This window comes from Variovorax atrisoli (assembly GCF_014195185.1).
Lineage (GTDB): Bacteria > Pseudomonadota > Gammaproteobacteria > Burkholderiales > Burkholderiaceae_C > Variovorax > Variovorax atrisoli.
Genome location: NZ_JACIBG010000007.1, coordinates 172,425 through 184,874 on the forward strand (window position 1 = coordinate 172,425; position 12,450 = coordinate 184,874).

A 12,450-nucleotide genomic window follows, 5' to 3' on the forward strand; every position below is an offset into this window, starting at 1 on the left:
CCACATTCGGCCGCAATGATCGGGTGCCCTCCCACCCGGTCCGCCTCCCGTCTTTGCCTGCCTGTCTGACTGTCAGCCCGCCCGCCGTGCATGCCGCAGAATGGGGCATTGCCCCTTCGAGCCCATGCCGCACCTGACCCTTTCCAGAAAGATCTTCCTGGCGCTGGCCGCCTTGCTGATCGTCCTGCTGATCAGCTTCGCCGGGCTGTCGATCATCGCGCTGCAGCGCGGGCTGGGCTCCTACGTGGCCGAGATCGAGATCCGGCGCATGGACTGGCTTTCCCAGACCCTCCTGAAGTACTACGCGGCCCACGGCGACTGGAAGAGCCTTCAAAACAACGACGAGGTGTGGCGCCGCCTGCAGATGGGACGGCTGGCCGCCGCGCTCGACAACGGCACCGGCAGCAGTTCGGACGAACGGCGGCTGCCGCCGTGGTACGAGGACCGCGCGATGCAGGGCAACCCTGCGCCGGACGGCAAGACCAACGGCTTCCCGGCGGGCGATGGCAGCCCGCCTCCTCCGCCGCCGCCCGAGCCCGGCTTCGGATCGCAGCATCTCGAGCTGGTGCCCCGCCGGTTCCCGACCATGCCCCCGCCCTGGTTCTTCCGCGATCCGCGCGAGATGCCGGACTCCATCTTCCAGCGGCTGGCCGTGCTCGACGCGCGCGGTGCGCGCGTAGTCGGCGCCGAAGGTGACTTCGCCAACGCGGCGCGCGTGCCGATCCGGCGCGACCGCAGCGTCATCGGCTACCTCGCGCTGATGCCGTTGCAGGGCCTGGAGAGCGAAGCCGACCGGGCCTTCGTCGCGCGGCAGTCGGGCGTGATCGTGCTCACCGGCCTGTGCGGCCTCGGCTTCGCGCTGGTGCTGTCGTGGCTGCTCGCGCGCCGCTGGTTCCGGCCCATCGACGAGCTCACGCAGGCCGCGCAGGACGTGGCACGCGGCCGGCTTTCCACCCGGGTGGCGGTCCAGGGCTCGGACGAACTGGCGCTGCTGGGTCGAACCTTCAACGACATGGCGCAACGGCTGGACACGATGGAGGCCTCGCGCCGCGCCTGGCTGGCCGACGCCGCCCACGAGCTGCGCACGCCGCTGGCCGCGATGCGCGCCGAGATCGAGGCGCTGCAGGACGGCGTGCGCACCTTCGACGAACGCACCGCGCTGCGGCTGCACCGCCAGGTGATCCGCCTGGGCCAGCTCGTCGACGACCTGCGCAGCAGCATGCGCGAGCCGCAGAACGACCTGCTCACGGCCACGGTCTTCCCGATCTCGCTGCTCAAGGAGGCGCTCGACCACACGCGCGATCGCTTCGCCGCGCGCCGCATCACCGTGGACCGCCGTGCGGTAGACCGCATCGACGCCTCCGCACAGCCTGTGGTCGAGGGCGACGCACACCGGCTGCATCAGGTCTTCATGAACCTGCTGGAGAACGCGCTGGCCTACACCGACGAGGGCGGCGAACTGCGCATCGACGTCGCCGTCGAAGGCGCATGGACGGGCAACCGGCTCACGCTGGTGTTCGACGACAGCGCGCCCGGCGTTCCCGAGGCCGAACTGCCGCGCCTGTTCGACCGCCTCTTCCGCGGCGAGAGTTCGCGCAGCCGCGAACACGGCGGCTCCGGGCTGGGCCTCTCCATCTGCCGCGCGACCATCGAAGCGCACGGCGGCACCATCGACGCGTCGGCCTCGCCGCTGGGAGGTCTGCGCCTGACCCTCACCCTTCCACTGGCAGCAACGTCATGACACGCATCGTCATCGTCGAAGACGAAACCGACATCGCCTCGGTGGTGCAGGACTACCTGCGCCACGCGGGCTACGAGACCGAGCACTTCGCGGACGGGCAGAGCGCGCTCGACAGCATCGTCGCCTCGCCGCCCGACCTCACGCTGCTGGACATCATGCTGCCGCGCCTCGACGGCATCGAGGTGCTGCGCCGCGCGCGCGAGCACACGCCGCACCCGATCATCATGCTGACGGCGCGCATCGAGGAAGTCGACCGCCTGCTGGGCCTGGAGCTCGGCGCCGACGACTACGTGTGCAAGCCCTTCTCGCCGCGCGAGCTGGTCGCGCGCGTGCGCGCCGTGCTGCGGCGCACCGCGCCGAACGCCGCACAGGGCTCCTCGCCGCCGGGTCACGCGACGGGACTGCTGCTGGACGACGTGCACTGGCGCGCTTCGCTGGAAGGCACGCCGCTGAACCTCACGCGGCGCGAGTTCGGGCTTCTGCAGGTGCTGTCGCGGCACCCGGGCCGCATCTTCTCGCGCGCCCGCCTGCTCGAACTGGCCTACGACGACACGGTGGACGTGACCGAGCGGGCCATCGACAGCCATGTGAAGAACCTGCGCCGCAAGCTCGGCGCGGTGACTCCGCAGCACGACTGGATACGGTCGGTGTACGGCGTTGGCTTTGCGTGGGAGGCCCCGGCTCCGGACTGAGCTGTAGCCGCGACCCGAGGAACGGACAACCACCTCATCCCGGGAAGGCCCCGGCGCGGAAGGCGACTGCGAGCGAGCGCAGCCATCCCATTTTTCTCCCGCTTTGAAGTCCACGATACCGGCATGAACAGTCACCGGTATCGAAGCCCAGAAGGCACATGGCGCGCATCGCACGCATCACGTGGCGCACTGCAGGGCCTGCATCACGACGGCCTGGCGGCACCGGCACACACACGAGGCGGCTTCCCGGAACCCCTCGGGCAGGCCCGATGGGGCAGCGGCATGCTGCTTTCTTCCGTGGCCATGGCGCGCTACCGCAAGCCGTCCTGGGCTCCGCGCTTCGCCGGCTTGCTGGCATTTGGTGCGCTGGTTCTCGGCATCATCGTGGCGAACAGAGACACCTGCGCCCACGGCGAATCGACCGCGGCGGGCAGCTACAGCCAGTCCACCCTCATGCCGATCACTGCAACCGGCTCCACGAGCCCGAGCCTGCGCGAGAGCAGCTGCCGGCGCGGCCGCGCCGGCTCCGGGCGGCTGCGCACGAAGGCCGCCTGAGGCCATCCATCACTCATCGCGCCGCGTTGCGATCCGAGATCATCTTCGGGCTGATGAAGATCAGCATCTCGGTCTTGTTGTTGACCCGGCTGCGGGTTCGGAACAGCGGGCCGACCATGGGCAGTTCGCCGAGCACCGGCACGCGCGATTCCGAGTTGGTATCGGTGAGCTCGAAGACGCCGCCGATGACGACCGTGCCGCCGTTCTCCACCAGCACCTCGGTCTGGATGTGCTTGGTGTTGATGGCATAGCCCGCGGTGGTCGACTGGCCCACGGTGTCCTTGTTCACTTCCAGCGCCAGGATGATGTTGCCCTCGGGCGTGATCTGCGGCGTCACCTCCAGCTTCAGGTTTGCCTTGCGGAACGCGATGGAGGTCGCGCCGCTCGATGTGGCCACCTGGTAGGGCAGCTCCGTGCCCTGTTCGATCAGCGCCTTGGTCTGGTCGGCCGTCACCACGCGGGGGCTCGACACCACCTTGCCCTTGCCGTCGGCCTCCAGCGCCGAGATCTCGAGGTTGAGCATCTTCGTGAGGCCCGAGTTGAAGAGCGACAGCGCGAACGTTCCGACCGCGTCGCCGGTGCTGCTGGTCGCGGGCAGGTTGACGAAGCTGGTGCTCGAATAGGTGTTGGTGCTGGTGGTGGTGGTCACGCCGCCGGTGGTGCTGGAGCTCACCGAAGGCGTCACGCCCACCGACGAGTTCGAATTGACGAAGCCGCCGCCCAGCTTGGCGCCCAGCGACTTGCTGAAGGTGTCGGTCGCCTCGACGAAGCGCGCCTCGATCAGCACCTGCCGGATCGGCACGTCCAGCTTCTGGATGAGCTCGGCCACCTGAGCCAGGCGCGAGGGGATGTCGGTCACGAAGAGCTGGTTGGTACGCACCTCGGCCAGCACGCTGCCGCGCGTGCTCAGGATGCGCGTCGTGCCGCCGGAGCCGCCCCCGGCCCCGCTGCCACTGCCCATGAGCCCCTGCGCCACGGTGGCCGCCTTCGCATAGTTGAGCTGGAACGACTGCGTGCGCAGCTGCTCCAGTCCCTGCAGGGTGGCCTGGGCTTCGGCCTTGATCTTGTCCTTGGCGTTGAGCTCGTCCTCCGGCGCGATGCGCAGCACGCTGCCGTTCTTGCGCATGCCGAGGTTCTTCGCCTCCAGGATGATGTCCAGCGCCTGGTCCCACGGCACGTCCTTCAACCGCAGCGTCAGCGTGCCGTTGACCGAATCGGAGGTGACGATGTTGAAGTTGGTGAAGTCGGCGATCACCTGCAGCAATGCGCGGATCTCGATGTTCTGGAAGTTCAGCGACAGTTTCTCGCCGTTGTAGCCGACCCCCTGCGTCAGCTTGGCAGGGTCGATCTTGCGCGGGCGGACTTCCACCACGAACTGGCTGTTGCTCTGGTAGGCGCTGTGCTCCCAGTCACCGCGCGGCTCGATCAGCATGCGCACGCGATCACCGGCCTGCTGCAAGCTCACCGTCTGCACCGGCGTGCCGAAGTCGGCCACGTCGAGCTTGCGATTCAGGCCCTCGGGCAGCTGCGACTTCGTGAATTCGACGACGAGGTTTCTGCCCTGCTGGCGGATGTCGACGCCGACCTGGTCGTTGGGCAGGCTCACGATTACGCGGCCCGCGCCCTCGGTACCCAGGCGGAAGTCGACGTCGCGCAGCGGCAGCACGTCGCGATTGCGGTTCTCCGCGAATTCGATGGAGGTGGCAGTCACCAGCGCGGGCCCTGCCGCGGCCTGCAGCGACACCAGCAGCGACTTGCCGCGCACCTCGGTCTTGTAGGTGGTCGCCTGTTTCAGGTTAAGTACGAGACGCGTGCGCTCCCCCGCCTGCACCACATTCACGGAACGCAGGTTGCCCTGGTTCATCTCGATGGCCTCACGGCCCAGGCTGCTGCCCATGCGCATGAAGTCGAGCGCGATGCGCGCGGGTGACTGGATAGCGAAGCCGTCGGGCACGGAGGCCAGCGGCTCGGAGAAGTCGACGCGCAGCACTTCACTGCCTGCCTGCAAGGACCCCGTGACCGACTCGATCCTGTTCTGCGCCTGCGCCGCCGCGAGCGGCCCGAAGGCAGCGAGCAGGAACACGGCCGCGCGCAACCGGCACGCGAACGCGACTATCTGTTTGTTCATTTGACTGCCTTGAAATTCGGCACCTTCTCCTCGCTGCCCTGAGCTTCCCTCCCGAGTGCAGCGCCTTCCGCGGACCGCGCAAGCCGTTGCGCGCGGCGGGAACGGGCAGCACGGCACCTTCGTGGCGGCCGCGCTGCCCCCTCGATTCCTTACACGCTCAGAACGCGTGTCGGATGCCGAAGTCGTAGCCTGTGGACGAACGCGGCAGGCCGCTGTAGCCCGTGCCCGTGCTGCCGTAGCCGGTCGTGCTCGCCGACACCAGGCCGCCCGTGTAGTTCACGTCGTTGCGGTTGTTCACCCGCGCCACCGTCGCATACAGCGCCGTGCGCTTGGACAGGTTGTGCACGTAGCCGATCGCGAACTTGCGCGCCAGCGGGTCCTCGCCCGTGATGCCCGCCCCACCCTCGTTGTAGCGAACCTGCGAGTACGACGCGCGGATCAGCCCCGCGCCCACCGGCACGGTCGCGCCGATCAGGTAGCCGTTGTAGCTGTCGTGCGTGTTGCCCAGCGCCGCGTAGTCGAACTTGTTCTTCACGTTCGACAGCTCACCGAACAGCTTCACCGGACCGAAGTCGTACGACGCGCCCAGGTTGATCGTCTGCACCTTGCGCTCCAGCGTGGTGGTGTCCACCGCGATGCTCTGGCCCACGCCCAGCGCGATGTCCAGCGGCCCGTTGGCGTAGCCGAAGCGCCCGCCGACGTAGCGGCCTGCGCTGCTGCTGGTCGCTGCCGTCGTGCTGGTGGCGCCGGTGCTGGCGTTCTCGTGCAGGCTGTACTGGAACTGGCCGTAGAAGCCGCCCAGGTTCGGCGGCAGGAAGTAGCCGATCGAGTTGCTCGCGCGCACGTAGTTGGCGTTGTTGATGGTGGTGTTGCCGCTGACGGTGTTGATCACGCTGCTGCCCGAGCCGTTGGTGCCGAACGGGTCGAAGACGGTGTCGTTCCAGAAGGTGGGCGTGTAGTCGCGGCCCAGGCGCAGCTCGCCGAAGCCGCCCGACAGGCTCACGGTGGAGCGGCGGCTGAAGGTGGAGATGCCGGTGGCGCCGTCGTCGTTGCTGATGGGCGCCTCGAGCCAGAAGCTGGCGGCCAGGCCGCCGCCGAGGTCTTCGGTGCCGCGAAAGCCAATGCGGCTGGAGTTGTAGGCGGAGTTGCCCAGGCTGGTCTTGCTTTGCTTGACGGACGCGCCGGTGATGGGGTCGCGCGCGGTGCTCGACTGGTAGGTCAGGCCGGCGTCCACGACGCCGAACAGCGTGACCGACGATTGGGCAGAGGCCAGGCCGCAGACGGCCAGGGCAGCGAGTGCCGTGAGGGTTTTCTTCATTCAGGGTTCTCCAGTTTCAGGTCTGATGCGGCCGCTCGGTATCGACCGGCTGTACGCATCGTTTCGTCCAATTCGGGAGGAATTTGGTGGTTTGGTTTTCCAGCGCGTCGAGTGTTGTGCGCGCACGTCATGGCTGTGCGCTGGCGGCTTTACACGGTCATTCAAATTTCTCCCAGATCGCCTGAAAAGATGCGTGCATGACGAAGCTGGAGCCCCGAAGGTGATGCGTTCACGAATCCTGCTGCCGGCCGTGTGCGGCGCACTCGCCATCGCGTGTGCCAGCACGAGCATCGCGATGGTCGATCGCACTTCGCGACAGCTGGCCGCAGGCATGCTCATCGACCACACGAGGCAAGGAATGCCATCCGCATCCACACGAGCGCAGGCCGATTCGCGCTCGTGGTGGTCCGCCTTCGAAGACCCCGTACTCGACAGGTTGATGGCCGCATCGCTCGGCAGCAATGCGCAGGCGGGCATCGCCGCGACCTACACCGCACTCAAGGTGAATGCGCGGGAGTCGAGCTACCTGGAGAACGCGCATGCGGCCGTCTCCCGGCAGATGGCACTCATGAAGGACGCGAAGCTGCCGTACGACGACTTCGCGAAGCAGCTGGCGCAGCGCCAGTCCGACGCCCAGGCGACCATCCAGAAGCTGCAGGCGCAACGCGCGAGCTACATCGCCTATCTGGCAAGGCAGTACAGCACGAGCGAAGAAGCGCTCGGCGAGATGCTCGCCGATGCATTGCAGGACAGATCGCTGCCCCGCTTCGCGGCCAAGGTGCCGCGCGAGCTGCCGATGACGGTGCTTGCCAACAGGAGCGACATCAGGCTGGCCGCTGCGCTGTACGGCGCAGATCCGATGGCGATGCCTTCGGGCACCATCGGCGAGGCTGCAACCGGCGAGGCGCAGGACGTCGACGTGCGCGCCGAGCCCCGCTATGCAAGCGCGATCGGGCGGGCCCGTGAGCAGATCGCCGAAGCATTGCGCCGCCTGCAGATCCGAAGCGACATTGCCGACACCGCCTCCGCGCACGCCGAGATGGCGCGCGCGAGTTTCGAAGCGTCGAAGCTGCGGCGCGACCGCGGCGAGATTTCCGAGGTGCAGCTGATGGAGGATTTCCAGGGCCTCCTGCTGGACCTCCACGCACTGGCCGTTGCCAGGGGCGAACTCGCGGTTGCGTGGATCGTCCTCATGGGAAACATGGGCGGCGGCGCCTCGATGGACGCCATCGCCGCCCCGCGCTCCGCGCAGGCGGAGCAGACCCCATGGACCGGGCGGATCCGGCCATCGCCTTTTCTGCACGAAGTCTCCCGGAAGTTGCGCAATCCTTGAGTCTTGAAGGAGCATCGAATGACCACAGCCCTGCACAAGGTTCCTGCCCGTCCCGTGCTGACACTGGCCAGCCACGGACACAAGAAGACGGACGTGGTGGCGCTCGCGCGCGGCATCTGCGCCCCCGGCGGCGAACAGGAGACCAACGCCGCGACCGCGCTGGCCATGCAACAGCTCGCCGCTGCCTTCCAGCCCGCCTTCAGCCGCATGCACATGCTGCGCGACCTCGTGATTCCCATGTACGAAGGCAGTGCCGTTCCCACCGCTCGCTTCGACGTGGCGCTGGTGTGCGAGGCAGGCGTGTACCTGTTCGAAGTGAAGGGCTGGCGCAACGCGGTGGTCTATCGCAAGACCTCCACGCACACGGTGCCGCGCTGGTTCCTGCGCCAGCACGGGCATTCCCTGGCACGCGAGGTGAAAGACCCGGCGTGGCAGTGCGGCCGCAAGACCACGCATCTGCGCAGCCTCATGCCCGCGGACTTACGCGTGCAGTACTTCGTCCTGCTTCCCTTCGAAGGCGTGGAGCTCGAAGGCGTGATGCCCACCGTCGTCATCACGCCCCAGGACCTGCCCTACATCGCGCGCGTGGCACGCAACAACGGCCGCAGCGAGCAGGGCTATCCCATGCTCGACAACGCTGCCATCGATCGCACGCTGCAGCTGCTGACCGATCTGCAGGGCGAGCTCACGGTGGACGACCACATGCGCAACTGCCGCGACCGCAGCACGCACGCCGCGAAGATCGCACGAGCCCCGATAGGGGCCGCGCACCCCGGCCCGCTGAAACTCCAGTGACGCGATGAGCCGCATCCTGCTGGTGGAGGAAGGGCACGACGCCGCCTCCGTGCTGCTGGACGAATTGCACCGCGCCGGGCACGAGACAGAACACATCGAGGATGGTGCGGTCGCACTGCAGCGCATCCTGACCTCGCCGCCTGCGCTGACCCTGCTGGACGTGGCGCTGCGGCGCGTCGACGGCCTGCAGATCCTGGAGAAGATCCGCGCGCGCAGCGACCATCCGGTCATCGTGCTGACCGCGCTCGCGCAGGAGTCGGACCGCTTGCGCGGCTTCGAGCTCGGCGCCGATGACTACGTGTGCAAGCCCTTCTTCCCCAGGGAAGTGGCGGTGCGCATCGACACCGTGCTGCGCCGCTGCGCGCAGCGTCAGCGAGCGCAGCAGGCATACGTGCCGATCACGTTCGGCACAGTCCGCGGCTGTGCGATCCTGGACGGTCACCACCTGCCGCTGACGCGCCGCGAGTCGCTCCTCCTGCGAGCGCTGTCCAGTGAGCCCGGCAAGGTGATGACGCGCTCCAAGCTGCTGGAAGCCGCATTTCCGGAAGCACTGGAAGTCAACGAGCGCGTGGTCGACACGCACATCAAGAACCTCAGGAAGAAGCTGGCGACCGTCTCGACCGCGCATGACTGGATCCGCTCGGTCTATGGGGTGGGCTTCGCTTGGGAATCGCAGGCGGCACAGGGCGTCTTCGCTTATCACGGCACCGAGCGGCCGATGCCCTTCAACGAAGCATAGGCCCTGGCAGCAGCTGCTGAAGTCGAGTCATGCCGGCTGCATCGGAGGAGTCAGGCTCAAGCCTGCGCCGCCACCCTCGTCCCGCGATCGATGCCGGCAGCGCGATGAGAAGAAATCAATGGCTTGGATCCGATCGATCCGACGCTGCATCCCAGATCCCCATGGCGTCGATCACGGCGTTCTCGATGACCGAGTACCGGACGCGATCGCGGGCAAGGACCGAGATGCCCAGAAAGAAGCTGTCGAAAGCCGCGGCCAGCGCAGGCGCGTTCGTGGACTGGCGCAGTTCGCCGCTCTCGATGCCTCGTTCCACGCACGAACGGAATCCGCCGCGGGTGCGGCTGCGGATGTTCCGGAGCAGTTCAGTGATGGCCTCGCTGCCGGAGGAGCATGCGCCCATGACGCCCAGCGCGACCATGCAGCCTTTGGGATGCCCTGCCTCGCATTGCATCTTGGCCGATCGGTGCAACGCAAGGTACACCGCCTCTCGCGGCGAGATCGAAGGATCGTGGAGGCTGCGGGTCACATTGCCATAGAGGCTCATGTAGCGCTCGAGCGCTTCCTTGTACAACGCCTCCTTCGACTCGAAGGCCGCATAGAAGCTCGGCGCGGCGATTCCCCCGCCGATGGCCGCTTTCAGCTGCGACAACGAAGTCGATTCGAAGCCATGCTCCCAGAACAGGTGCATGGCCGAGGTGAGTGCCGCATCGCGGTCAAAAGTGCGTGGTCGGCCCCTTTGAGCCATGAAGATCTCCGCCAGTCGAAAATTTACATACTAATCGATACATAAATTCCGGACAAGGCGGAGCCTTCCGCGTTCGCCGACGCTCAATGCGGTTGACATGCGTCTCCCGCATCCGTATATTTGTACCGATCGATACTTAATTTGCGCGATGCGTAGACAACGGCACCTGGCCGGTCGAAGACGGGCCTCGGGACCTTCGCACCGACATTGAGAAGGCCCAGATCCTCCCCGCAGCACGAGCTGCTCTTTTTTTCCTTATTTGTGTACCGATCGGTATATTTCCTGGTGCGATCACGGACGGTTCGTGCCAACCACCCACGGAGAACCTGTATGTCGAAAGAACTTGAAGCACGCCTGGATGCCATCGAAAGCCGACTTGCCATCGATGCACTGATCGCCAACTACGCGGAGGCTTTCGACACCATGAACGAGGAGCTGCTCGCGACCTTGTGGCACCCCGACTCGCGGCTGCTGCTCGGTGCGAACGGAGACGCGGAGGGGCTCGATGCCATCCTGGCGCAGGCGCGCGTCAACATGAGGCGCATGCCGCACATGCACCACTGGATGGCGAATGCGCTGATCACGGTGGACGGCGACCACGGCCACGGCGTGGTCGCGGCGAATTGCCTCTTCTACGACATCGAGAAAGGCCCGCTGCAGGTCAGCGGCCAGTACCGGGACATCTATGAACGAAGAAGCGGCCGGTGGGCGTTCCGGGAGCGCGTGTTCGAGACGCACTTCGCCACGCCGTTGCAGAACTGGGTTCCTGTTGCGGGAACCGAACGCTTCGGCCGTCCCGCCTGATGGGCGCTCCAGCAGCTCGAACCATGCAGACGAACAACTCCGACACGCGCCGCTGGCTGGCGTTCGCAGTGCTGCTGGTGGGGGCGTTCCTGCCCCCGCTGGACTTCTTCATCGTCAACGTCGCCCTGCCGTCCATCCGCAGCGACCTCGGCACAAGCGCAGCGGAACTGCAGCTGGTGATTTCCGGTTATGCCGCAGCCTACGCGGTGTTCCTCATCACCGGGGGACGGCTCGGCGACCTCTTCGGCCGGCGACGGGTGTTCCTCGCGGGGATCAGCGGCTTCGGCCTGACGTCCCTGCTGTGCGGCCTCGCGACCTCGCCTTCGATGCTGATCGTCGGGCGCGTGCTTCAGGGCTTGAGCGCCGCGGCCATGGCGCCCCAGGGGCTGGCGTCCATCCATGCCCTGTTCCCGGTTCAGGAGCGCTCGCGCGCACTGGGACTCTACGGCGCCGCTGTCGGGTTCGCAGCAGTGGTCGCGCAGGCACTGGGCGGCGCGTTGATCTCCGCGGACATCCTGAACCTTCAATGGCGCATCATCTTCCTGATCAACCTGCCGGTGGTGGCCGCCGTCTTGATCGGAGGATTGCCACTGCTGCCCGATGCCCGCGGCGACAGCCCGGCGCCGATCGACTGGGGCGGCGTGCTGCTTTGCGCCCTCACGCTGGGTCTGCTGATCGTGCCTCTGGTGGAGGGACGCGAGCGCGGGTGGCCATGGTGGGCATGCGCGATGCTCATCGCGATGCCTTTGGCCGGCCTCTGCTTCTGGCGCTACGAGAGGGCATTCGCCCGAAGAGGCGGCGTGCCCCTCGTCAGCGTGGACCTGGTCCGCATGCCCGGCCTGATCAGCGGTCTCGCGGGCGTGCTGTTCTTCTACGTCGTCTCCGCGTTCTTCCTGGTGTTCTCGGTCTACCTTCAATCGGCGCTCGGCCTGGGTCCCCTGGAGACCGGATTGGTGTTCCTGCCCTTCGGCGTCGGCTTCTTCATCGGGCCCTTGACGACACCACTGGCTGTGCGCATCTTCGGCAGCTGGGTTCCTGCGATCGGCATGCTGTTCGAGGTGGCGGGTTGCCTGTACCTCGCCGCGCTGGTGGCCCAGACGCCCGCGCAAATGCCTGCTCAACTGCCGTTGATGGTCGCAGTCGGTCTCCTCGGCTTCGGACAGGGCTGGGCGCTGCCGACCCTCGTGCGCTCGGTCATCGATCGCGCGCCGGCGACCGGTTCGGGGATGATTGCCGGCCTCACGAATTCGGCCTTGCAGATCAGTGCAGCCCTGGGCGTCGCTGTCATCGGCGGCATCTTCTTCAGCATCGCGGGCGATTCACCCGACCCGATGTCCATGGCGAAGGGATTGATCGCGGCCATGCTGTGCACCGGAGCCAGCCTGTCCCTCGCTGCCGTGCTCTCCGTCGTCGCTTCGAGGTCGGGCATCCAGGCCGCTCCAAGGCCCGTGCCGCGCTGACGTTCGGCCGCTGTCGGCTCGACAAAGGAATCCCATGCGCTCTTCTCGCGGCGGCTGCGCCACTGCTTTTCGCTGCATGCAGCCGCATCGGTCCACGGCGCGTCCTTGCACACGCCATGGGCTTCGGGGCCCTTGACTTG

11 protein-coding genes are annotated in these 12,450 nt (G+C 67.0%); 8 read left to right on the top strand and 3 right to left on the bottom strand.

Translation table 11 applies throughout. The annotated features are described in order from the left end of the window. The first annotated feature begins 124 nt into the window (after positions 1-124). The 3 genes from FHY06_RS23875 (at position 125) to FHY06_RS23885 (ending at position 2,988) form a co-directional block, all read left to right on the top strand. Positions 125-1,741, top strand: coding sequence for an ATP-binding protein (locus FHY06_RS23875; RefSeq protein WP_184606513.1), 1,617 nt, complete (start codon positions 125-127; stop codon positions 1,739-1,741). Beyond that, positions 1,738-2,433, top strand: coding sequence for a response regulator (locus tag FHY06_RS23880; RefSeq protein ID WP_019658728.1), 696 nt, complete (start codon positions 1,738-1,740; stop codon positions 2,431-2,433). The genes FHY06_RS23875 and FHY06_RS23880 overlap by 4 nt, the downstream gene beginning before the upstream one ends. Positions 2,434-2,715: 282 nt before the next feature. Beyond that, complete coding sequence (locus FHY06_RS23885) at positions 2,716-2,988, top strand: hypothetical protein (RefSeq protein WP_184606514.1); 273 nt, start codon at positions 2,716-2,718, stop codon at positions 2,986-2,988. Positions 2,989-3,001: 13 nt separating this feature from the next. Here the strand turns inward: FHY06_RS23885 and pilQ are convergent, their stop codons facing one another. Together pilQ and FHY06_RS23895 are read right to left on the bottom strand one after the other, a co-directional pair. Then, positions 3,002-5,116 (bottom strand): type IV pilus secretin PilQ, encoded by a 2,115-nt coding sequence (pilQ, locus tag FHY06_RS23890; RefSeq protein WP_184606515.1) that lies wholly within the window; start codon positions 5,114-5,116, stop codon positions 3,002-3,004. Positions 5,117-5,273: 157 nt separating this feature from the next. After that, positions 5,274-6,434 (bottom strand): porin, encoded by a 1,161-nt coding sequence (locus tag FHY06_RS23895; RefSeq protein ID WP_184606516.1) that lies wholly within the window; start codon positions 6,432-6,434, stop codon positions 5,274-5,276. Here FHY06_RS23895 and FHY06_RS23900 point away from each other — a divergent pair. Genes FHY06_RS23900 through FHY06_RS23910 form a run of 3 tightly spaced genes read left to right on the top strand, consistent with a single transcriptional unit; the run spans position 6,418 to position 9,301 of the window. Next, a complete protein-coding gene (locus FHY06_RS23900) occupies positions 6,418-7,767 on the top strand; it encodes a TolC family protein (RefSeq protein ID WP_184606517.1) in 1,350 nt (449 codons plus the stop codon). The genes FHY06_RS23895 and FHY06_RS23900 overlap by 17 nt on opposite strands. A gap of 18 nt (positions 7,768-7,785) precedes the next feature. After that, positions 7,786-8,562 (top strand): nuclease-related domain-containing protein, encoded by a 777-nt coding sequence (locus tag FHY06_RS23905; protein WP_184606518.1) that lies wholly within the window; start codon positions 7,786-7,788, stop codon positions 8,560-8,562. A gap of 4 nt (positions 8,563-8,566) precedes the next feature. Further along, positions 8,567-9,301 carry a response regulator gene (locus FHY06_RS23910; protein WP_184606519.1) on the top strand — a complete coding sequence of 245 codons (735 nt, stop codon included), beginning with the start codon at positions 8,567-8,569 and terminating at the stop codon, positions 9,299-9,301. A gap of 115 nt (positions 9,302-9,416) precedes the next feature. Here FHY06_RS23910 and FHY06_RS23915 read toward each other — a convergent pair whose 3' ends face one another. Next, entirely contained in the window at positions 9,417-9,989 is a 573-nt protein-coding gene (locus tag FHY06_RS23915; protein WP_260310631.1) for a TetR/AcrR family transcriptional regulator, read from the bottom strand. A gap of 387 nt (positions 9,990-10,376) precedes the next feature. Here FHY06_RS23915 and FHY06_RS23920 point away from each other — a divergent pair, with 387 nt between their 5' ends. Together FHY06_RS23920 and FHY06_RS23925 are read left to right on the top strand one after the other, a co-directional pair. Then, positions 10,377-10,850, top strand: coding sequence for a nuclear transport factor 2 family protein (locus tag FHY06_RS23920; protein ID WP_019657496.1), 474 nt, complete (start codon positions 10,377-10,379; stop codon positions 10,848-10,850). 23 nt (positions 10,851-10,873) lie between these two features. Then, a complete protein-coding gene (locus FHY06_RS23925; RefSeq protein WP_184606521.1) occupies positions 10,874-12,310 on the top strand; it encodes an MFS transporter in 1,437 nt (478 codons plus the stop codon). Positions 12,311-12,450 lie beyond the last annotated feature (140 nt).